The sequence below is a fragment of the Malacoplasma muris genome (assembly GCF_046774425.1).
In the GTDB taxonomy this organism is placed as follows: Bacteria; Bacillota_I; Bacilli_A; order Mycoplasmatales; family Mycoplasmoidaceae; genus Malacoplasma; species Malacoplasma muris.
In genome coordinates, this window is sequence record NZ_CP177248.1 from 102,727 (window position 1) to 126,285 (window position 23,559).

Below are 23,559 nucleotides of genomic sequence, written 5' to 3' on the forward strand. Positions count from 1 at the left end.
TATAGTATGACATCTTCAAAAAAATCTATTGATGTAAATCATGGATTAGAACATATAGATACTTCAAAGTTTAAATTTGCTAAATCTTTTGGCGACACAAGATTAGATCAAATAGTTGGTAAACCATCTACTTATTTAAAAGATGTAGTAAAAAGATTTATTAAAAATCCTTGAGCTATGATTTTCCTTGCTTTGTTTATTATTATTGTTTTATTTATAATAATTGTTCCATTAACATCAAAATATAAAGTAGATACTGCTGTTTCTTCAATTAGTTGAGCTTTTAATTTAAGGCCAAGATGACCAGGTGGAGTTATAAATGGATACTATGAAAAATTATTAAATAATACTGAATATGAGAAAATAAAAGATACACCTGGTTTTATAATTGAATACCTTGGAAGATTTGGTCCACAACATAGATTAATTATTAATCCTTATGCATTAAATGAGTTAAAAGATGTATATCCTTTATTTGGTACAGATGCTAGAGGAATTGATATATGAACAAAAACATGAGTTGCTGCTGGAAATTCATTATTGGTAGCAGTTGGTGTTGCCTTGGTTTCAATTATAATTGGAGCAGTATATGGTTCAATATCTGGTGCATTTGCTGGTAGATGACCTGATACTATTTTAATGAGAATAATTGAAATACTTTCTGGAATACCAACTATATTATGATTGTTATTGCTAGGTATAATATTTTCAACAGATGGTTCATCACTTAATTTACAAGCACTGTTTACTGCTTTAATATCAATTATGTGAATGGGACCAGCATCACTTACTAGAATGTATATAATGAAATCAAAAGATGCTGAATATGTTCAAGCTGTTAGAACACTAGGTGGCTCACAAGCAAGAATTATATTTGTTCATATGTTACCTAACATATCAGGAAGATTATTAGTAAGATTTGTTCATATCATTCCATCAGTTATTTTCTTTGAATCAACACTTGTTTATCTTGGTTTAAAAGATTCAACAGAATTAGGATTAGGAACTGCAATTAATGATGGTAATAGTATCACAGAGTATATTGCACCTTTACTTTTACCTGCACTTATTTTAGTAGGTCTAACTTTATCTGCTCAAATTGTAGCAAATGCACTTAATGATGCAGTTGATCCAAGAGTAGATGCAAGAAAGTAGGTTTTATGATGAATAGAACTGATAAAAAAAATAATAAATTTTTAAATTTTTTAGGTGATAAATATTTTTACAATATTAATAATTATAAGGTTGAAGAACATCCAGAATTTATTGTTGATATGGAAAATGTAAATGTATCATTTAAAAATAAAGCAGGTATTATACATGCAGTTAGAGATGTATCTATAAAAGTTAAGCGTGGTGAAATTATTGGTATAGTAGGTGAATCTGGTAGTGGTAAATCAGTTACTGTAAAATCATTAATTGGTTTTAATGGAAAATGTATTACTACTGCAGATGCATTACAATTTAAGGATTTTAACTTATCTCAAGTTAGGTATGAAAGATTATGAAAACATGTAAGAGGTAGTAAGATTGCTTATATTCCTCAAGATCCTTTGCTTTCTTTAAATCCAACAAAAAGAATTGGCGAACAAGTTATAGAGTCAATACTTATTACTAAAAAAAGAAAATTACAACAAAAACTTTTAGACTTAAAACAAAAATTACACAGTGAATTAAAAAATGTAACAAATGATAAAAAAAGTGTTTTAAAACAAGAATATAACAAAGAAAAACAAACTTTAATTCATCAATATAAAGAATCTATTAAAAAACATAATGTTAATTCTGAACTTTTTAGAGTGTTAGATTTTATTGGTATAAAAAATATTTCTGAACGTATAAAAGATTATCCTCATGAATTTTCAGGAGGAATGAGACAAAGAATTGTTATAGCAATGGCAATAGTAAGTGAACCTGATTTGATAATTGCAGATGAACCTACTACTGCTCTTGATGTTACTATTCAAGCAAAAGTTTTGGATTTAATTAAAAAATTAAGAGATGAGCTTAATATTACAGTTATTTTAATTTCACATAATATAGGTTTAGTAGCTAACTTTTGTGACTTCATTTATGTAATGTATGCTGGTAAAATTGTTGAGCAAGGACTAATAAAAGAAATTTTTACAAATCCTAGACATCCATATACATGAGCTTTAATTTGTTCTATACCAGATAGTAATAGTGATCAAGAATTAGCATCTATTCCTGGTACACCTCCAAATTTAATTATTCCACCAATTGGCGATGCATTTGCCCCTAGAAATAAATATGCATTAGAAATTGATTTTGAAAAACAACCACCAATGTTTAATGTAGGAAATTCATTGACACACAAAGCAGCAACATGATTGCTTGATAAAAATTCTCCAATGAAAAACATTCCAGATGAAGTTATGAAAAAATTATCTCTTGCTAAAAAATCTTTAGAAATTAAAGAAAAAAATAAAAAGGAAAATAGTATTAAGAAAGGATAGTGAAATAAAATGAATAAAAATTCTTTGATTGCTGAAAAGCAAATAAAAGCAGTTTCTAAACCTCTTCAAAATACTAAAGAAAAGCCTCTATTAAGTGTTAAAGATCTGAACATGATTTTTAGAGTCAGAGGTGCTTATAAAAAAGTTCTTGATAATATTTCTTTTGATGTAAATAAGGGAGATTTTTTTGGGATTATTGGTGAATCTGGAAGTGGTAAAACAACTACAGGTAAAGTAATAATTAAGTTACATCAAGCTTCTGGTGGTGTTATTGAATTTGATAATGAATTAATTTCTCAACAAAGACTTTCTATTAGTAAGAAAAGATGAATGCATAAAAACATTCAAATGATTTTTCAAGATCCAATGTCATCAATGGATCCAATCAAAAATGTTTTAAAAACTGTGTCTGAACCACTTGTTATAAATGGGATTGTTCAAAAAGAATCTATAGAATTCATTAAAAAGATTAATATTATTAAAAAATATTTTAAATATACATTTCATAAAGCTAATAAGGAAAATCTATTAAGTTTTAAAAAAGATTATTTTGAATCATTAATTAATATTTATAAAAAATGGACAAATAATTTAGTTAATTATAATTTGAATGAAGTTGAAAATTTATTTAGTGCTTCTGAAGTAGTAGATTCTATTTTGAGTGATTTATTAGATGACTTACAATTGAATATGGAAAAAACTTATGTTTTCACAAAAAAGCAAATGGATTTAATAGACTCAAACATTAATAAATATAATGAAGGTAAGTTAGATCAAATTGATATTGAATTATATAAGGCTTCAACACAATTAAGACAAGTGAAAAACTTAAAGAATAAATCAGCTTACTACATTCAATTGAATAATGACAAAAATAAATTATCTAATTTTATAAATGAATTTGAAAATGATTTTTATTCAAAATATTTAGTTGATAATAAAAATTATTTTAAAGTTTTAAGAGCCAAAATTATTTCTAATATAAAATCTTTTAAGCAAGAAAAATTATTATCTAAAGATAATTTTTTATATCTGTATTATTTACTTCAAGAATATTCATATCGTGAATCAAAGAATATTTTAAATTCATTAACAAATGAATTTAAATATTTAAGTGCTAAAGAAATTGATTCTTTAGTAGCAGATGTTGAAGAATATAGAGTAAATAAATATAATTCTATTTTGACAGATTTATTAAATAAGAAAAATGAATTTGATAAATCAAATATGAACAAAAAAATTGAATTAATCAAGTCATTAGATAGCATTAATGAGTTTGTAGACCAAGTAAAAGTTGAATCAAAGCAAAAATTTATTATTGATTCATCAGAAATATATATGTTATTAAAATCTGAATATAGTAAATTATCAAATAAAACATTAGATACTTTTTTAGTAGAACTTGCAACACATAAAAGTAAATTAGAAGATTTTAATATTAAAATTAATGATGAAAAAATAAAAATTAGATCAAATAAAAGTGCTAGTTTAGAAAAGTGAAAAAAAGATTATTTTAATGCAAAAGAAAATTATAAAAGTGTTGCAGAAAAAAGAAATAAAATTATTTTAGACTGAAAAAAAACAGAATCAGATAATAAAGTTAATTACCAAAACAGAACAAAAGAAATTAAAGAAATTATAAAAAATTCTAAAGAAGCAAAAAAGGCATTTAAAGCTGCTATTGTGAAATTCTTAGATAAGTTTTCTGAAAAAGAAATGTTAAATACTAAATCATTTTTTGAAAAAATAAAGAAATGAAATTACATAAGAGTAATTAGAAAATCACTTAATCCAAAGTGAAAAACTCAAAAAATAATTAATTATCAATATAGAAATGCTTTTAGTAGTTTTAGAGTTGTTACTTTACTACATGATTCTCACTCTATATTTTCATGAATTTGATATTTCTGAATTTTGAAAATAATAACTGTTAATAAAGTTTATAACGCATTAACAAGTGTTGGTTTAAAACATGAACATGCTTATAGATATCCTCATGAATTTTCTGGTGGTCAAAGACAAAGAATTGTTATTGCTAGAGCATTAATAACTAAACCAAAACTTATAATTGCTGATGAACCAATTTCTGCTCTTGATGTTTCTATTCAATCGCAAGTTATTAATATTATGAAAAAATTAGCTAAAGATCATGGTGTGACTTTCTTATTTATAGCACATGATTTATCAATGGTGTCTTATGCATGTAATAAAGTAATTATTATGCATAATGGTAAAATTGTTGAAAAAGGTGATGCTTCAAGTATTTTTAAAAATCCTATCCATCCTTATACTAAAACATTATTTAATGCAGCACCAGAATTATCTAAAATACATGTAGATTTAGCTTCTTTTGATGAAGAAATGACATATGATAAAAGTTATGGACCACTTAATCAACCTAAATTTGAGCTAGTGAACGGAAAACAAAATCATCAAGTTCTTGCAACTCCTGATCAAATTAAAGAGTGATTAAAAAAGTAGTTTTTTATTTATGAAGACAGGTCTCAAACAATATACTAACAGTGAAAATAAAAATAATAAAAATGTAAAGAAAGCAGAAAATAAGTTTAAACAGTATAAATACACTTCTGGTTGAGTTGCACTAGCAATAATATCTATTGTGTATGTAGTGATAAGTTTAATTGGAATATATGTTACTAAATTAGTTTGATACAATTCACTTTCAATAGCATCAGGTGTTTGTTTTTGTTTAAATGTTTTTTGATTAATATCTAGACAAAAATTTAATTTAAAAATTAGATGGACTATTTTGAAATATTATAGAAAACTAAAACTTGATAATATTGTTTTTTTTGGATCACAAAATAAAGAAGATTTTGCTTATAATCATGTTGAAAACGAAGAAGAATTTTCTGAATTTTTAGATGAAAAAATTCAAAGAAGTAAAATTGCCTTTTGACTTTCTTTTACATTTTATGGTCTTTTGTTAGTTGCTTTTATATTTGTTGCAATATTTGTAAAATAGTAGAAATTTATAAAGATTATTCTTGTTAATTTAGAATAATCTTTTTATTTTTATGAATATTAAAAGATATAATATAAAATATTATTAGTACACAGTATTTGTTTATTAACTATCTATAATATGTAATAATATTATAAATTTTTTATTTTTTTATATATAATAATATGGTATGTGTTTTGGGAGATGTTATGCAAAAAACTACTTTTGTTAAAAAAGAACAAGCATTATCAAATAAGAAGTGATATATAATTGATGCAACTGACAAAATTTTAGGTAGATTAGCAGTTGAGGTTGCTAATTTGTTACGTGGTAAAAATAAACCTGATTTTACACCAAATGTTGATTGTGGGGATAATGTAATTATTATTAATTCAAATAAAATAAGAGTTAGTAGTGATAAAGATCAAAAAGAATTTAGATACAATCATTCAGGTTATATTGGTGGATTAAGAAAAAGAAGTGTTGGTGAAATGATAGAAAAATATTCTGATGAATTAATCTATGAAGCAGTTGAAGGAATGTTGCCAAAAAATAGATTATCTAGACAGTTAATCAAAAAATTACACATTTATAAAAATGCAGTTCACAAACATGAAGCACAAAAACCTCAAGAATATGAATTAGGAAAATTAGGTAAATAGTTATGAGTAAAGTTGAATATAAAGGCTTAGGAAGAAGAAAATCATCAGTAGCTAAAGTAAAATTAGTCCCAGGATCTGGAAAAATATCAATTAATGGTAGAAAACCAGAAGAATACTTTCCAAATGCTTTAGTAATTCAAGATATGGAACAACCACTTGTTTTAACTGAAACTAAAAGCAGTTATGATGTTATGGTAAATGTTGAAGGTGGCGGATTTACAGGTCAAGCAGGTGCAATTAGATTAGCTATTGCTCGTGCCTTGATAGTTGCAAATGAAGAATTCAAAAAAACTTTAAAATCTCAAAAATTATTAACTAGAGATTCTAGAGTTAAAGAAAGAAAAAAATATGGTCTTTATGGTGCAAGAAGAAGTCCTCAATTTACAAAACGTTAATTTATTATTTATTTATACACTTTTTAGTTTTTCTAAAAAGTGTATTTTATTTAATAATTTAATTACTAAAATATAATTTTAAATTTTATATACAATATATGTATTGTATGTTGGAGAGAATATGAACATTACAAAACCTAGAGGAACAAATGATATTTTTGGATTAGACTTAGATAATTTTAATCATGTTGTAAACATTTTAAAGATTATTGCAAAATTTTATAATTATAGTGAAATTATTACACCAATGTTTGAACATAAAGAATTATTTATTAGAAATATAGGTGAAACATCAGATATTGTTACTAAAGAATTTTATGATTTCAAAGATAAGGGAAATAGAGAAATTGTATTAAGACCAGAAGGAACAGTTTCTGTAATAAGAAGTGTAATTGAAAACAAAATGTTATCTAAAATGCCTTTGCCATTAAAATTGTATTACATTGGTCCAATGTTTAGATATGAAAGGCCACAAAATGGAAGAAGCAGACAATTTCATCAATTTGGGATTGAAAATATTGGAATAAAAAATGTCTATAATCAAATAGAAATACTGTTAATGAGTAAAATGGTATTAGACTTATTAAAAATTAAGAATTATAAATTAAAAATTAATTATATTGGTACATTTGATACTAGAAAAAAATGAATGGATGATTTGAAAAATTATTTTACTAAGCATATTGATGAATTATCTGACGATTCAAAAAATAGAGTAATTAAAAATCCATTAAGAATTTTTGATGATAAAGTTGATTCTAAAAAAAATGTTGTAAAAAATGCACCAAAAATTGACAAATATTTAACAGATGAAGAAAAAAATGAAATTGATTTTATTAAACACTCATTGGATGTACTTCACATTGAATATGAATTTGACTCAACTATGGTTAGAGGTTTAGATTATTATTTTGGTTTGGTATTTGAATATATTAGCACTTCCAAAGAATTAAGCGAAAATACAATAATTGGTGGAGGAAGATATAGTAAGTTAGTTGGTGAGCTTGGTGGACAAGATACTGATTGTATGGGATTTGCTTTAGGTATTGAAAGATTAGTTGCAGCATATGTTGCTGAAAATCAAAATGTTTCTTCAAAACAATTAGATATTTATATAGCCTCATTTGGAAATACAAAATTAAATACACTTAACCTTTCTGATGCTTTAAGAAAAAGTGGTTTTAGTGTAGATAGCAATTTATCTTTAGACAAATTAGATAAACATTTCAAATATGCATCAAAATTAAATCCTAAAAAAATATTAATTTTTGGAGATAAGGAAAAAGATGCTGGAATAATTTTAATAAAAGATCAGGACACAAAAAAAGAAATTAGCATAAAAATTACAGAATTAATTAATTATTTAAAAGATAATTTATAAGGGAGATAATATCATGAAAAATTATTTATATTGCAATGGTATTTCTGAAAAGTATTTAGGCAAAGAAGTAGTATTGAATGGATGAGTTAAAAAAAATAGAAAACTTGGTTCAATTATTTTTATGGATATTTATGATAGGACAGGAATTGTACAAGTTGTAATTAATGAAAAAAATAAATTTTTTCAACAAGCGCTTTCTATTACAAAGGAATCAGTTGTTTCTATTAAAGGTAAAGTAGTTCTTAGAACTAATCCAAATAAAGAGCTAAGTACTGGATTATATGAAATAGAATTAGACAGTATTATTTTGCATTCAAAGTCACTTACTCCTCCTTTTTTAATTCAAGAAAATACAGATGGTCTTGAGGATATAAGATTAAAATATAGATATTTAGATTTAAGAAGACCAAATATTCAAAAAAATATTATTTTTAGATCTAAGGTAATTCACGCATTAAGAACATTTTTAATTGATAATGATTTTATTGAAATTGAAACACCTATTTTGTCAAAACAAACACCAGAAGGTGCAAGAGATTATATTGTACCCACTAGATCTAAAAAATTTTATGCTCTGCCTCAGTCACCACAAATATACAAACAGTTGTTAATGGTAAGTGGATTTTTAAGATATTTTCAAGTTGCTAAATGTTTTAGAGATGAAGACTTAAGAGCAGATAGACAACCTGAATTTACTCAATTAGATATTGAGACATCTTTCTTTAAACAAGAAGATATAATGGATTTAATAGAAAATTTAATGGTACATGTTTTTAAAACTGTTATGAATGTTAATTTGACTATTCCATTTCAAAGAATAGATTATGCATATGCTATGGAAAATTATGGATCTGATAAACCAGATTTGAGATATGGAATGAAAATTTTAGATGTATCAAAATATTTTATTTCTACTAAATTTAAAGTTTTTTCTAATTCATTAAATGAATCTAAAACAATTAGAGCTATTATTGTAGATGAAATTGAATTATCAAAAAATCAAGTTAGTCAGCTTGAAAAATTTGCAATTGATAATAATGCAAAAGGTTTGGCATGATTATATTTTGATGGAAATAAAAATAAATCAGGATCAATTGCAAATATAGTAGAAGAAGAAATCATTAAATCAATTTTTGATGACAATAAAATTAAAACAGGAACTATATTGTTTGTTACAGATAAGAAAGATATTGCTTTGAGTGCTTTAGGCGCAATAAGAGTTGAAACAGCAAAAATGATAAATATTAAATATGAAAAAGATTTTGCTTTTTGTTGAGTTGTAAACTGACCTTTATTTGAATATAGCGAGGAAGAAAAAAAGTATGTTTCTGCACATCATCCTTTCACAAGTCCTACATTAGATACAATTGATACTTTTGATAAAGACCCTAAAAATGCAAAGGCGCAATCATATGATATAGTTTTAAATGGGTTTGAAATTGGTGGTGGTTCTATTAGAATTCATGACCATCAAGTTCAATCCAGAGTATTTAGATATCTTGGTTTATCAAATGATCAAATTAAAGAAAAGTTTGGATTTTTATTAAATGCGTTTAATTATGGTGTACCTCCACATGGTGGAATAGCTTTAGGACTTGATAGATTTATAATGATATTATCTAATTCAAGTAATATTAGAGAAATTATAGCATTTCCAAAAAATTCATCAGGATATGATTTAATGATGGATACACCATCTAATGTAGATGAAGAATCTTTAAAAGAATTATTCATAAAAAGAGTTTAGCAATTAAATATAAGATTAATTATGTTAATTTTATAAATGAGTTGATATTCATAATTTATAAATGATTATGAATATTTTTTATAAACACAAAAATTGTTAACACAAATAAATATTTTTATAACAATCTTTATTATTATAAAATTTTTATAAATATTAATTAAAATTTAGATGTTAGATTTATTCTGATTTAACTAAAATAATTAAGTTGTTTTTATTATATAAAACATTCAATTAATATATAATTCTTATATTGGTTAGGGGTATAAATTATGATAATGAATCAGAATGTTGTTACTATACAATTAGATTCAATTTTGTGATTATTAATTTTAGTTGGAATTTTAGTTTCAATAGGAATAATTGTTTCAATTTATAAATTTATTGCATATAGAAGAATTAGTATTGTGTCAAAAAAAATAGATTATTTAGTAGAAGATTTAATTTACAAAACAGAATATTTAACACCAGCAGTAGAATCTATAGTTAAATTATCAAATTATATTGACATTATTGAAGGTGTAGTAAAACAAAATGCTGAATCAGTATTAAAATATGTTACTGAAAATAAAGAATCTGCAGTTAAAATTTCAAAACAATTAAAAGAAGTTATTAGAGAAAAGAAATAATAAATATGGGTTATATTAAAAATGCCTTATTGTTAATTGTTTTGAGTTACTCACATTCAATTTTGAATACTAAATCTAAAGATATTTTAAAAAATATTGTAAATTTCAAACTAAAAAAATATAAAAATGAATTTGAAGATATTTCTAATTTTATAGATTATTGTCTTGATGATCCAAAACCGATTCAAAATAATGATATTGATTTTCAATATATAGAAAAATTTGATTTAAATAATAAATCAAAGAAAATGTTTGATTCAATTAGTAATATAAAAGAATTTGAATTAGAAAATGATATTGAAGAAATAGTTGATAGTCATAAAAAAATAAGTAAGAAAGGCAAAGATAAACATGTCAAATAAAGATTCTAAAGAGTATATTACTGTTAAGGGTGCTAGAGAAAATAATCTTAAAAATATTGATATTAAAATTCCAAAGAATAAATTGGTTGTAATCACAGGTTTATCTGGTAGTGGCAAATCTTCTTTGGCTTTTGACACAATTTATGCAGAAGGTCAAAGAAGATATTTAGAATCCCTTTCTTCATATGCTCGTCAATTTTTGGGAGGCAATGAAAAACCAGATGTTGATTCAATTGAAGGTCTTTCTCCAGCAATTTCAATCGACCAAAAAACTACATCGCATAATCCAAGATCAACTGTTGGCACAGTAACAGAAATTTACGATTATTTTAGACTACTTTATGCAAGAATTGGGAAGCCTTTTTGTATAAACGGTCATGGATTAATATCAACAATTACTATAAAACAAATTGTTGATAATATTTTTAGTTTTAATGAGGGTGATAAAATACAAATATTATCTCCAATCATTAAACAAGAAAAAGGTACTTTTAAAAATAAAATTGAAGAGTTAAAAAGGCGAGGCTATTTAAGGGTTAGAATTGATTCAAATATATTATCACTTGATGATGAAATAGATTTAGATAAAAATAAAAAACATACTATAGATTTGATCATAGATAGAATAATTTTAAATAAAGATAATCCTACTAGAAGTAGAATTTATGATGCTGTTGAAAAAGCTTCAAAAGAATCTGATGGTAAAATTTTAGTAATTATAAATAATGAAGAATTATATTTTAGCCAAAACCATTCCTGTGATGTTTGTGGATTTTCTATTCCAAATCTTGAACCTAGATTATTTTCTTTTAATTCACCAATTGGTGCTTGTAAATATTGTAACGGATTAGGTTTTACTTATGAACCTGATGTAAATAAAATAGTACCAGATCAAAATCTTTCAATTAATCAAGGGGCTATTGCTTATTATAAAAATGTTATGGAAGATCCAACATATGATTTAAAGAAAACACTATCATTATTAAATCATTTTAATATTAATCTAGATAAACCTTTTAAAGATTTAACTAAAGAAGAAAAGCAAGTAGTTTTTCATGGTAGTGATGAAGCTATTGAATATATAATTGAAGCAAAAGATGGAAGAAAAAGAGAGGCATATGGAACAATTGAAGGAATAGCTGATTTAATTAAAAGAAGGTATCATGAAACTTCAAGTGAATATGCAAGAGAATTTTATAATAAATTTATGTCAAATATTGATTGTCATGTTTGTAATGGAAAGAAATTATCACCAGAAGCTTTGGCTGTAAAAATTAATGATACAAACATCATTGATTTAACAGAATTTAATATTTCAAAAGCAATTAATTTTTTCTTAAATTTAAAATTAGATGAATCAGATGCAAAAATTGCCAATCTTGCATTAAAAGAAATTGTTAATAGATTATCTTTTCTTGAAAATGTTGGATTAAATTATTTAACATTATCAAGAAGTGCATCTACATTAAGTGGTGGAGAATCACAAAGAATTCGTTTAGCAACACAGATTGGCTCGTCTTTAACAGGAGTATTATATGTTTTAGATGAACCTTCAATTGGTTTGCATCAAAAAGATAATGAAAAATTAATTGACACTCTTAAGAAAATGAGAGATCTTGGAAATACACTACTTGTTGTTGAACATGATGAAGAAACAATGAGAGAATCAGATTTTTTAATTGATATAGGGCCAGGAGCTGGAAGTTATGGAGGAGAACTTGTAGCATGTGGGACCATTGAAGATGTTGTAAAAATTGAAAAATCTATTACAGGTCAATATCTAAGTGGAAAGAAAAGAATAAATGTTCCTAAAAAAAGACGTGGAGGAAATGGTAAAGTATTAGAAATAGTTGGTGCAAAAGGAAATAATTTAAAAAATATTGATGTTAAATTTCCATTAGGAAAATTCATTGCAGTAACTGGAGTTAGTGGAAGTGGTAAATCAACCCTTGTGAACGAGACTCTTGTAAAAGGTATTGAAAAGAAACTTTTGAATCCTTTTATAGTTCCAAAAGAGTACAAAACAATAAAAGGTGTTGAATTTATAGATAAAATTGTTAAAGTTTCTCAAGATCCGATTGGTAGAACGCCACGTAGTAATCCAGCAACATATGTTTCTGTTTTTGATGATATTAGAGAATTATTTGCAAGAACAAATGAAGCAAAAGCAAGAGGTTATGAAAAAGGAAGATTTTCTTTCAATGTTAAAGGTGGAAGATGTGAAAATTGTTGTGGTGATGGATTGATAAAAATAGAAATGCATTTTTTACCAGATGTGTATGTTAAGTGTACTGAATGTGATGGTAAAAAATATAACGAAGAAACTTTGCAAGTTTTATATAAAGGAAGATCAATTTATGATGTATTAGAAATGACAATTGATGAAGCCATCAAATTCTTTTATGAAAATCCTGAAATTAAAAGAAAATTGGATTTAATGGCTGATGTTGGTTTAAATTATTTAAAACTTGGAACATCTTCAACTCATTTATCTGGTGGAGAAGCCCAAAGAATTAAGTTGGCAAAATATCTTCAAAAAAGACCAACAGGTAGAACAGTTTATGTATTGGATGAACCTTCAACTGGATTGCATATTCATGATATTTCAAAACTAATAGAAGTATTAAACCATATTGTTGATCATGGAGATACAGTTATAATAGTTGAACATAATTTAGATATGATTAAAGTTGCAGATTATGTAATTGACTTAGGACCAGATGGAGGAGATGGTGGAGGAAAATTGATAGCATCTGGAACACCAGAACAAATTTCGGACAAGAAAAATATTTCATACACAGGTCAATTTTTAGATAAAATTCTTTAAAATAACTAATTCAAATATAAAATTGTACTCATGTTTTTTTTACAAACTATTAGTAATAAATATGATATTATTATAAATGCTGTATATATCAAATCTATGCAGCTTCAACCGCTCTTAATAGGTTTTCAAATCTTTAGTTTATAAATCTAAAAATACCTTATCTAGGCGAGTCTAAGTATTACATGGAGGATATAGTATGTTTGCAATCTTTATAACTGGTGGAAAACAGTATGAGGTTAAAAAAGGTGATACTATATATGTTGAAAAATTGGAAGCTAAAGAGGGAACAGTAGTTTCTTTTGATAAAGTTCTAATGGTTAATGCTAATTATGGAACTCCTTTTGTTAAAAACGCAAAAGTTTCATGTAAAGTTGAAAAACATGGAAAACAAAAAAAGATTAGTATTATTAAACATAAAAGATATTCACGTTACCTTAAAAGACAAGGTCATAGACAACCTTATACAAAACTTGTTGTAACTAGTATCGAAGTTAAATAATAATGATTAAAATTGATTTTTATAGTAATGGTTTTATAGTTAAAGATCATGCTAATTATAATAAATGTGGAAATGATATTGTTTGTGCTGGTATAAGCGCAATCATTATGGGTTCTCTTACATGATTTGATGAAAGTGACATTATTGATTGTACTGTTGATGAAAAAGTACCAATCATAAAAATTGTTGTAAAATTAAATAACAAAAATGAAACTGCACTTAGTGTTATTTTTAATCAAATAAATGAAGTTAAAAAAAGTTATAAAAACTATATTAACTTAAATAAATATAATAAAGAATTGTAGAAAGGAAGATGACTATGATGTGAAATAATTTCAAATTAAATTTGCAATTTTTTGCTAGTAAAAAAGGGGTTGGTTCTACAAAAAATGGTAGAGATTCTAATCCTAAATATTTAGGAGCAAAAAAATCTGATGGTGAATGAGCAAAATCAGGTCAAATTATTTATAGACAAAGAGGAAATAGAATCCATCCTGGTAAAAATGTTGGTCAAGGGAAAGACCATACTCTTTATGCAAAAGTTGATGGGGTTGTAAAATATACTATGTTTGGTGAAAATAAAACTAAAGTAAGTATTATTGCTACTTCTTCAAAATAATTTTATAATTAGATATATTTATAGGTACGAAAATGGAAACACAACAAATTAAAAAAGAAAGAAAAAAATTTAAAAAATCTCTTGCGCTATTTGTATTAGGTTATTTATTTTTTGCCTTGGTACTAATTGCTGGATGTGTTTTAATAGGTGTTGGTTATAAAAGTTTTGTGGCTTATGATAATTTGCTTCAATATTGATTAAGTCATGGCGGAACATGAAGTAATTTTCATGAACAATTAGCAAATTATAATAATAATCTTGTTGGTGCTAATGAATGAGGAGCAAAAGCAAGTATTGATTTGTTTGCCCCTGGAATCACATTACTAATTGTTGGTGCAATTGGCATTATTGTTCTTATTATTTTCCATTTTAAAAAACCAAAGATTAATGAATAAAATCGACTTAATAAATAAGTTGATTTTTTTATACTAAATTTTCTAGAAATTCTATTAAATTTAATATTCCTGGAAAGATTAATGCAATTTCTTTTCCATGTTTTTTTAAAATATCATAAGAAATCTTTTTATTTTTGAATGTTTTAAACAAATACTTAAGTTGGTCACAACTGATTGCTATTGTTGAATCAATATTGAAAAAATGAATAATTAAAAAACTTATAGATCCCATTTCATGAATCTTAAATAAGTATTTTAATTGATGTTCTTTAAACAAAGAAAAGCTAAAATAATTTTTTGTAGTTTGCTTTGACTCAAACTCAACATGCTTAGTTTTAAACAAACCAAAATAATCTACTTTAGATTTTTCCTTTAAATATCCTGTTACAAAATTATTGTTTATTTCTTTTATTGATATAGGTAGATTTCTTTTTTCAAAAGATCCAATATTATTGCTATTGTAATAATTTATTGTTTTATTAATTAATTCTTCAATGTACATTCCTCTATTTTTCATAAATACTCCTATATTTATAAAAACGAAAAAAAATCTTGTTTTTATATTTTTTAATTAAAACAATTTAAAAATATAATTAAAAGAAATTATAATTCTAATGTGATTGAATTAAATTATTTACAAAATTTATAATTTAATTAGTATATAAGATTAATGACTTAAAAAATAAAATTATTATAGGTATTTGCATGACAATTAATTTAAAAGAAATTTTGGAATTACAAAGAGAATTAGATTTTAATATTGAAACTAAACATAATATCAATAAGGATGATGTTGTAAATAAAAAGAAATTAGCATTTATAGTTGAATTGTGTGAAATGATAAATGTTAATAGATGTTTTAAATTTTGAAGTGTTAAAAATAATTATGATAGAGAAAAATTGGGTGATGAATTTGTTGATTGCTTGCACTTTATTTTGTCTTTATCACTTTATTATAAAATGGAAAAAACTGAATTTAATATTTTGGAAAACAATTATGATAAAGATCAATTAACTGATAAAATATTGGATTTAATTAAAGCATCTACAAATATTAATGATGCACATGATTGTGAAGTAATTATTATTAAATTATTTGAATTGTGTAAAACATTTGGTTTCACTTGAAAAGACATTATTGATTTTTATAAAAAGAAAAATGATATTAATCATCAACGACAAAAGGATAATTATTAGTAGTATGAGAAAAAAATTACTTCATAGCTACAAAATAAATATTAATAATGATGAATATTTATGCTTCATTAAAGTATATGAAAATATGAAATCATTAAAGATTAAAGTCACAAATGATTTAGAAATACATGTTCATGTACCGCCTAAAATTTCTATTGATTTAGTTAAAGAATTTGTGAATAATAATCTTTTAGAAATTAAGAAAATAATAGATAAAAAAAGCGCTGGTAAATTTTATAATCCAAATAATAATTTAATTTCATTATTTGGTAAAGAACACAATTTAATAACAAAAAGTCATAATGGTAATGAAAAGTATGTTATTGGATATAAAACAGTTACATTGTATTTAAAAAATGAATCTAATAAAGTTAAATTAATAAAAAAATTATTTAAGAATGAGTCTCAAAAGTACACTACCAATAGAGCATTTGAATTAGCAAAAATATATGGTTTTAATGTCGAAAAAATAAATATAAAATGGATGGTTGGCTGTTGAGGTAATTGTAGAAAGTCTTTAAAATTAATAAACTTTTCTTCACGTTTAATTACATTTCCAAAGGAAATAATTGACTATGTAATTATCCATGAATTATGTCATTTGATTGAAGCAAATCATTCAGAAAGATTTTGATCACTAGTTTCAAGAATTTATCCAAATTATAAACAAGCTAGAAACTATCTTAAAAATTTTTAATAGTTTAATTAAAAGATATTATTTTTAGTAAAATTTTTATATTCTTTGAAAGATAGAATTAAGGAGAAAATTTATGTCTCAAGATAAAAATATTATTTTAATTGACGAATTTAAAAAACATATCTCTTCAATTAATAATTCAAATGTTTTAATAGAAGAGAAAAATATTTTTAGTAAAAAATTTTTAGTGCCATTGTATGATGAATTAAAAAAAGTAGATGTTGCACATAAAAAAGAACTTGGAATTAAGATAAATAATTATAAAAAAATGATTGATGATATTGTTGAAGAAAGATTAAATAATATTGAATTTGAAAAACTTAACTCTATAAAATCAGAATTTGACCCAATGATTCCAGTTGATTATTTACAATCTGGTTCACTTAATCCTGTTCAAATTGTTACAGATCAAGTTATAGATTTTTTTGAAAGATTATCTTTTGATATTATTTTTGACAATGAAATTACAACTACTGATTTAAATTTTACTAAGTTAAATATTAAAGAAGACCACCCAGCTAGAAGTTTATCTGATACATTTTATATTAATGATAAAGAATTGTTAAGAGTTCATTGTACATCAGTAACTGCAAAAGTATTAAAAGAAAAAAATAAACAATCTGAAATAAAATCAGTAGCTTTTGGAAATGTTTTTAGAAAAGATGATGATGATGCAACTCATTCTCATCAATTTAATCAAATTGATATTGTTTGAGTTAAAGAAAATATATCAATATCTAATTTAAAATGACTAATTGATGCTTTAATGAAACATCTATTTAAAAAAAATACAAAAACAAGATTTAGACTTTCTCAATTCCCATTTACTGAACCATCTATGGAAGTGGATATATCTTGCTTTGCTTGTGATGGTAAAGGATGTAATGTGTGTAAAAAGATTGGATGAATTGAAATTTTAGGTTCAGGATTACTACACCCTAGTGTTTTAGAGAGTGCAGGAATTGATAGTAATAAATACAGTGGTATTGCTGCTGGACTGGGAATAGATAGAATTGTTATGCTTAAGTATGGAATAAATGATATTAGATATATTTATGAAAATGATTTTAGAATTTTAAAACAATTTAGAGGAAAGTAGTTATGTTATTATCAAGAAAATTGTTAGAAAACTTTTTCCCTATTTTTAAACAAATTAAAAATAGTGATATTGAAAAAACTTTATTATTAATGGGATGTGAAATAGAAAATAAATATACTTTTGATAAGGTTAATAATCTTATTGTTGGGTTAATTACTGAAACAAAAAAACACCCTAAATCAAATAAATTAAATTTATGTACTGTAGAAGTTAATAATAAAAAAAGAACTATTGTTTGTGGTGCTGATAATGTTAAACCAGGTGCCAAAGTTATTGTTGCTCTTGAGGGAGCTAAAATGGTTGATGGTAGAGTAATACAATATAAAGAATTACTTGGAATAGTTTCTGAAGGAATGATTTGCGCATATAATGAACTTACTTTAAATACTGAATACATTTCTGATATTGATAAAGATAATATAATTATCTTAGATGATAATGCAAAATTAAATGATACTGATCCACTTAAATATATTCATTTTGATGACACAATTTATGATGTGTCAATACCATCAAATAGAAATGAATTAAATGGTGTAATTGGTTTAGCACATGATTTGTTACATATATTAAAACCTAATTATAATTTTGATTATAGTTTTAATTTTTCAGGAATAAAGAAAAACAAAATTAAATTAAATATAAATAAAGAAAATGCTCCTTTCTTTGGAACAATAGAAATGTCAAATATGATGCCAACTGAATCATCATGAACTGTAAAATCATATTTAATGAATTCAGGTGTTAGACCAGTAAATTCTATAGTTGATATAAGTAATTTAGTTATGATTTTAGGTGGTACCCCTGCTCATAGTTATGATAAAGATAAGATAGGAAATACTTTTTCAGTTGAAAAATTGAAATCTGATAAAAAATATATTGCTTTAGATTCAAAAGAATATCTTACTCCAAAATGTTCTTTGATTGTTAAAACTGATAATAAAGATGTTTGTGTTGCAGGAATAATAGGATTACAAAATTCATCAATTACTAACAGCACAAAAAATGTGATTTTTGAAATTGCAAATTTTAATAATTTAGATATTGCAAATTCAAGTAGAAAAATGAAAATTAAAACTGATGCTTCAGTTTTAAACTCAAAAAAAATTCCTATGTGAATAAGAATAAAATCATTTGAAACGATGATTAATTTACTTCAAAGTAGTAAGTCTAAATTTGAAGGAATAAGTTTTACACCATTTAAATTATCAAATACAAAAATAAAATTCAATTATAAACAAATTGTTTCCTTGCTTGGTATAAAAATGAGTGAAAGTGATGTAAAGAAACATTTAAAACACTTAGGATTTGAATTTTCAAATAATTATATATTGCCTCCAATTTACAGAGAAGATGTAACTACAATTTATGATGTTATAGAAGAGTTATTAAAAATTATTGATGTTAATAAAATGGAATTAAATCCTATTGATAGTACATTTGTAAACCCTTTATTGAACAATTATGAATATAAAAATATTGTTAAAACAAATAATTTTTTTATTCATAATGGTTACAGCTTAGTAAAAACTTATAATTTGACATCAGAAGAAAATAATAAAAAATATAATATTTTCAATGCAAAGAAATTTTATGAAATAATTAATCCAATTTCAAAAGACAAACAATTTTTAAGAAGTTCAATTATTGGTCAATTACTAAATGTTTATTCATATAATCAAGCACATAAAAATGATTTAATTCCAATATTTGAGCTGCAAAAATTGAATTATGATTTAAAAGAAACCTACCATCTTTCATTACTATTAAGAGATAAAATTTACTTTAATAGTATTAATAAGTCATTTGTAAAAGTTGATATATTTTATTTAAAATCATTGATAATTGATTTTTTTAAAAACTTTAATCAAAAAATTACTTTTAAAGATAATTTTGATATTTATTCAACTACTTTCTTAAAATTAAATTCACTAGCTATTTGTGATGATAAAAATGTAATAATAGGTTATTTAGGTCAAATAAATCCAAACTATGTAAACGATTGTAAAATTGATCAACCATTGTTTTTTATAGAAGTGAAAATTAATGAACTAATTAAGAAAGAAGTAGAAACAAATTTCATTATAGAAAAAATAACAAGCACAACACATAGTATTGTTAGAAGTTTATCTATAATTTTGACAAATCAAAATGTCACTTCTTTAATTAATTCATTAGAAAAAAATGATGATATTGAATCATATAAAATAATTGATGTATTTAAAATAAATGAAAATGAAATCTCTTATAATGTGCAATTTGTCATTAAAAAGAACAGTGAAAAAATGTCACAAGATGAAATAAACATTAGATTTAATAGAATAATTGATTTTTTTGAAAAAGAAAGTTTTAAAATTAAAAAGTAATAGTTTATTGTTAGGTAAAATATGAATAAGAATTGAATAGTATTTGGATTATCCAATGGTTTGCATTATGCAAAGGAAATTGCTAAAAGAGTAGGTATAGAATTAGGTGAAGTTAGTGTGTCTAAATTTGCTGATGGAGAACTTTTAGTAAAGCCAAAAGTGCCTGTTAGAGGGAAAGATGTATTGATAGTTCAATCAACATCAACACCTGTAAATGATAATTTAATGGAATTGCTAATAGCAATTGATGCTTTAAAAAGGGCGTCTGCTCAATCAATAATTGCAGTTATTCCATATTATGGTTATGGAAGACAAGACAGAAAAGCAAAAGGTAGAGAACCTATTACATGTAAATTGGTTGCAGATTTCATAATGAAAGCAGGAGCTACCAAAGTAATATTAATTGATATACATTCAGAACAAACTCAAGGGTTTTTTGATGTGCCAGTTGATACATTAACAGCTGCATCAATTTTAATAAATGAATATACAAAAAGAAACGGTTGTGAAAAAAATTTTTGTATAGTTGCACCAGATTATGGTGCTGTTAAAAAAGCTAGAAATATTTCAGAATATTTAGATGTTCAATTAGCTATTGTTGATAAAAGAAGACCAAAGCCAAATGTAGTAGAAGTATCTAACATTCTTGGTGATGTTAGAGGTAAAGATTGTCTGTTAATTGATGACATGATTGATACTGGTGGAACAGTATTGTCTTCAGCAAAATTATTAAAGGAAGCTGGATCAAAAAAAGTTATTATAATGGCAACTCATGGATTATTTTCTAATAATGCAATAGAAAAATTTTATAAAGCATTAGATGATAACATTGTTGATGAATTATATGTAACTGATACAATTATTGAAAATATGTCTATAAAGCATAAGAAAATTATAGTAATTGATTTATCAATATTTTTATCTGAAATTATTGAAGCTCAAATTAAGCACACATCTGTGTCAAAAATTTATGATAAATATTGAAATAATGTATGCAACATAAAAAAAATATCAAAGAAATAGTAGTTGTTGAAGGAAAAACTGATTCAGCAAAATTGAAAAAACTTTTTAATGTAAATACAATTGAAACAAATGGATTATCGTTAAATAAAAAGACAATTCATGATATTAAAAAATTATCACAAAAAAATGGTTTAATTTTGTTTTTAGATCCTGATGGTCCTGGAGAAAAGATAAGAAAAAAATTAATTGATATTTTTCCTAATTCTAAAAACTGTTTTATAAACAAAAATGATATTCTTTCAAATAGTAAAAAAATTGGAGTTGCAGAAGCAAGTGATGAATCTATATATAAAGCATTTGATAATATAGTTACTTTTAATGCAATTAATAATTCTATTTCTTGAGAAGAATATTTAAATTTAGAACTTGATAGTAAAAACAAAAGAATTTCTTTATGTAATAAATTGAATATTTCTTATTGTAATAATAAACAATTATTTAAAAGACTTAATATGTTAAACATGTCATATTATGATATTAAAAATATAATTAAATAATTTAATTTTTGTAAAACTATTTAGACCTTTAGTCATAAATAGTTTTTGTTTTTATAGTACAACTTGCATAAAGATTAATGTTATTTTTTATTATATAATAACTGTAAATAATCAAAGGTAGAAAATATGGGAAAAAAATTATTAATATTTAGTGTGACAGCAATTAGTATTGCATCATTAGTTTTAACAAGTGCTATAGCTATTCCTTTGTCATTACAATACAAAAATAATTTTATCAAAGATGATATAAATAATGATCAAACTATGCCAGATAATCCAAACAATGAGGGAAATGGAAATAATCCTGACAATCCAGGCGTAAATTTTCCAGATACAAAACCAGATGATAATAAATATTGAGGTGATCCAAATGCTCCAATTGGTGTAACTAGCAAAAGTGATGCATATGGTAAATCATCTGCTGCAAATCCTAATGATAAAAATAATGCAATTCTAATTGCTGAAGGTGGGCCAAGAACAAATATGGAAGGCCAAACAAGAGTATCATCATTGAAAGGTTATATTGTAAATGATAAGTATTTGAATATGGCTAAAAGAAGTGTTTCATTAAATTTCTATGATGGAATAGGTCCCCATATGGGCACTGGATGAATACTAGATTATAAATTAAGTGATAATGGTTCCTATCCATTAACATGGTATTTTGCTACAAATGCACATGTTGTTTATAATTTGGTAGTTCATAATGATTACAATGGATACAATAGTTATTATAAAGAACATGAAGATTTAAGAACAAAAGAATTAAGAATTAGAAAAATCGTTAATCCAGAAGTTGGTTCAAAATATTATGGAGATTCTCAAAGAGAAGCAGCAAATTATAGTCAAGTTATTGTGCCAATTGCAAGATACCAAGATTTAGAAGATGGTACAAGAGGATATGTTTATGATGAAAATCCATTAGTTAAAACTGTATTTATTGCAACAGATTTTTTAAAATCAGATCCTTCTGATTATAACAAAGATCCAAGATGAACTAGCAAGAAGGAAACAGCTGATTTTGCAGTAATTGAAGTAACATTTGAAAATGAAAATGATGCAAGATCAATTACAAATGATTATGCTAATTGAAATAAAGATGAACAATTTAAAATGGCTAAATCTTTAATTAGTTCTGAATCTACAATTAAAGAAAATGACTATTATACATTTGGTTTTCCTAATGTTCATGAAAGTGGTTACAATAATGATGTAATATCTTTCTATAGTAATACAAGAAATGACATTGATAAAAATAACCCTCCAAATCATGGAAGTAGTTTAAGCAATTCAAGTTTTTATAGTTCTTTTGATGATGTTATACCAAATTCAAAGGGTATTTATGATGGTGTTTTAAACTTTTCTTGATTTTCTCAATCAAATCCATTTACAAAAGAAGACTTTTTATATTGAGGACTATTCTATACATTAAGACATGATGATTTACCAGAAGGTGCTTCTGGATCAATGATGATGAATTCACAAAAAGAAACACTGGGGATTCAGTTTGCTTATGACAATTCTACAGATTATGGAATTATTCAGGCATTAAGAAGCGAAGGATATAATTATAGTGGCAAGTATAAGTGATATAATCCTGAACCTTATGATTTAGTATATGGGGGTTTTTCTAATCAAAAAAATTCATATAAAGATTCATTATATAAAGTTAAACACGCTAATTATAAGACTAATTTATTTCCTAATGGAAATATTTAATATTAA

General features: G+C 24.4%; 23 protein-coding genes and 1 other annotated feature. Of the genes, 22 read left to right on the forward strand and 1 reads right to left on the reverse strand.

Annotated elements, in window-relative coordinates; all coding sequences use genetic code 4:
• Nucleotides 1-6: 6 nt before the first annotated feature.
• The 15 genes from ACLFO7_RS00420 (at nt 7) to ACLFO7_RS00490 (ending at nt 14,955) form a co-directional block, all read left to right on the forward strand.
• Complete coding sequence (locus tag ACLFO7_RS00420; protein WP_412032378.1) at nt 7-1,155, forward strand: ABC transporter permease; 1,149 nt, start codon at nt 7-9, stop codon at nt 1,153-1,155.
• Between the two features lie 119 nt (nt 1,156-1,274).
• On the forward strand, nt 1,275-2,477 hold the full coding sequence (locus ACLFO7_RS00425; RefSeq protein ID WP_412032703.1) for an ABC transporter ATP-binding protein: 1,203 nt from the start codon (nt 1,275-1,277) through the stop codon (nt 2,475-2,477).
• A gap of 9 nt (nt 2,478-2,486) precedes the next feature.
• Nucleotides 2,487-4,958: an ATP-binding cassette domain-containing protein gene (locus ACLFO7_RS00430; protein WP_412032379.1), complete on the forward strand. Its 2,472-nt coding sequence runs from the start codon at nt 2,487-2,489 to the stop codon at nt 4,956-4,958.
• A 10-nt stretch (nt 4,959-4,968) separates the two neighbouring features.
• Nucleotides 4,969-5,463, forward strand: a complete 495-nt coding sequence (locus ACLFO7_RS00435; protein ID WP_412032380.1) for a hypothetical protein — start codon at nt 4,969-4,971, stop codon at nt 5,461-5,463.
• A 188-nt stretch (nt 5,464-5,651) separates the two neighbouring features.
• Nucleotides 5,652-6,104: a 50S ribosomal protein L13 gene (rplM, locus tag ACLFO7_RS00440; protein ID WP_412032381.1), complete on the forward strand. Its 453-nt coding sequence runs from the start codon at nt 5,652-5,654 to the stop codon at nt 6,102-6,104.
• A gap of 2 nt (nt 6,105-6,106) precedes the next feature.
• A complete protein-coding gene (gene rpsI, locus ACLFO7_RS00445; RefSeq protein ID WP_412032382.1) occupies nt 6,107-6,499 on the forward strand; it encodes a 30S ribosomal protein S9 in 393 nt (130 codons plus the stop codon).
• Nucleotides 6,500-6,620: 121 nt separating this feature from the next.
• Nucleotides 6,621-7,880, forward strand: coding sequence for a histidine--tRNA ligase (gene hisS / locus ACLFO7_RS00450; RefSeq protein WP_412032383.1), 1,260 nt, complete (start codon nt 6,621-6,623; stop codon nt 7,878-7,880).
• Between the two features lie 13 nt (nt 7,881-7,893).
• Entirely contained in the window at nt 7,894-9,627 is a 1,734-nt protein-coding gene (gene aspS / locus ACLFO7_RS00455) for an aspartate--tRNA ligase (RefSeq protein ID WP_412032384.1), read from the forward strand.
• A 269-nt stretch (nt 9,628-9,896) separates the two neighbouring features.
• Entirely contained in the window at nt 9,897-10,253 is a 357-nt protein-coding gene (locus tag ACLFO7_RS00460; protein ID WP_412032385.1) for a hypothetical protein, read from the forward strand.
• A 5-nt stretch (nt 10,254-10,258) separates the two neighbouring features.
• Nucleotides 10,259-10,615 carry a hypothetical protein gene (locus ACLFO7_RS00465; RefSeq protein WP_412032386.1) on the forward strand — a complete coding sequence of 119 codons (357 nt, stop codon included), beginning with the start codon at nt 10,259-10,261 and terminating at the stop codon, nt 10,613-10,615.
• Entirely contained in the window at nt 10,605-13,442 is a 2,838-nt protein-coding gene (gene uvrA / locus ACLFO7_RS00470) for an excinuclease ABC subunit UvrA (RefSeq protein WP_412032387.1), read from the forward strand. The genes ACLFO7_RS00465 and uvrA overlap by 11 nt, the downstream gene beginning before the upstream one ends.
• 96 nt (nt 13,443-13,538) lie before the next feature.
• Nucleotides 13,539-13,625 (forward strand) — a sequence feature (ribosomal protein L21 leader region).
• A 13-nt stretch (nt 13,626-13,638) separates the two neighbouring features.
• Nucleotides 13,639-13,941 carry a 50S ribosomal protein L21 gene (gene rplU / locus ACLFO7_RS00475; protein WP_412032388.1) on the forward strand — a complete coding sequence of 101 codons (303 nt, stop codon included), beginning with the start codon at nt 13,639-13,641 and terminating at the stop codon, nt 13,939-13,941.
• Between the two features lie 2 nt (nt 13,942-13,943).
• On the forward strand, nt 13,944-14,246 hold the full coding sequence (locus ACLFO7_RS00480) for a ribosomal-processing cysteine protease Prp (RefSeq protein ID WP_412032389.1): 303 nt from the start codon (nt 13,944-13,946) through the stop codon (nt 14,244-14,246).
• Between the two features lie 14 nt (nt 14,247-14,260).
• A complete protein-coding gene (gene rpmA, locus ACLFO7_RS00485; RefSeq protein ID WP_412032390.1) occupies nt 14,261-14,560 on the forward strand; it encodes a 50S ribosomal protein L27 in 300 nt (99 codons plus the stop codon).
• Nucleotides 14,561-14,592: 32 nt separating this feature from the next.
• Nucleotides 14,593-14,955, forward strand: a complete 363-nt coding sequence (locus tag ACLFO7_RS00490) for a hypothetical protein (RefSeq protein ID WP_412032391.1) — start codon at nt 14,593-14,595, stop codon at nt 14,953-14,955.
• Nucleotides 14,956-14,983: 28 nt separating this feature from the next.
• Here the strand turns inward: ACLFO7_RS00490 and ACLFO7_RS00495 are convergent, their stop codons facing one another.
• Nucleotides 14,984-15,472 carry a Holliday junction resolvase RecU gene (locus ACLFO7_RS00495; protein ID WP_412032392.1) on the reverse strand — a complete coding sequence of 163 codons (489 nt, stop codon included), beginning with the start codon at nt 15,470-15,472 and terminating at the stop codon, nt 14,984-14,986.
• 188 nt (nt 15,473-15,660) lie between these two features.
• Here ACLFO7_RS00495 and ACLFO7_RS00500 point away from each other — a divergent pair, with 188 nt between their 5' ends.
• The 7 genes from ACLFO7_RS00500 to ACLFO7_RS00530 all read left to right on the forward strand — a co-directional run bounded on the left by ACLFO7_RS00500 (nt 15,661) and on the right by ACLFO7_RS00530 (nt 23,553).
• The gene (locus tag ACLFO7_RS00500; RefSeq protein ID WP_412032393.1) at nt 15,661-16,152 is read left to right on the forward strand and encodes a dUTP diphosphatase; all 492 of its coding nucleotides are present in this window, start codon (nt 15,661-15,663) and stop codon (nt 16,150-16,152) included.
• 4 nt (nt 16,153-16,156) lie between these two features.
• Complete coding sequence (locus tag ACLFO7_RS00505) at nt 16,157-16,849, forward strand: M48 family metallopeptidase (RefSeq protein WP_412032394.1); 693 nt, start codon at nt 16,157-16,159, stop codon at nt 16,847-16,849.
• Between the two features lie 73 nt (nt 16,850-16,922).
• Nucleotides 16,923-17,948 carry a phenylalanine--tRNA ligase subunit alpha gene (gene pheS / locus ACLFO7_RS00510; protein ID WP_412032395.1) on the forward strand — a complete coding sequence of 342 codons (1,026 nt, stop codon included), beginning with the start codon at nt 16,923-16,925 and terminating at the stop codon, nt 17,946-17,948.
• A gap of 2 nt (nt 17,949-17,950) precedes the next feature.
• A complete protein-coding gene (gene pheT / locus ACLFO7_RS00515; RefSeq protein WP_412032396.1) occupies nt 17,951-20,314 on the forward strand; it encodes a phenylalanine--tRNA ligase subunit beta in 2,364 nt (787 codons plus the stop codon).
• Nucleotides 20,315-20,335: 21 nt separating this feature from the next.
• The gene (locus ACLFO7_RS00520) at nt 20,336-21,337 is read left to right on the forward strand and encodes a ribose-phosphate diphosphokinase (RefSeq protein WP_412032397.1); all 1,002 of its coding nucleotides are present in this window, start codon (nt 20,336-20,338) and stop codon (nt 21,335-21,337) included.
• Nucleotides 21,307-21,834: a ribonuclease M5 gene (rnmV, locus tag ACLFO7_RS00525; protein WP_412032398.1), complete on the forward strand. Its 528-nt coding sequence runs from the start codon at nt 21,307-21,309 to the stop codon at nt 21,832-21,834. The genes ACLFO7_RS00520 and rnmV overlap by 31 nt, the downstream gene beginning before the upstream one ends.
• A gap of 126 nt (nt 21,835-21,960) precedes the next feature.
• Nucleotides 21,961-23,553, forward strand: coding sequence for an MIP family Ig-specific serine endopeptidase (locus tag ACLFO7_RS00530; protein WP_412032399.1), 1,593 nt, complete (start codon nt 21,961-21,963; stop codon nt 23,551-23,553).
• The last annotated feature ends 6 nt before the right edge of the window (nt 23,554-23,559 follow it).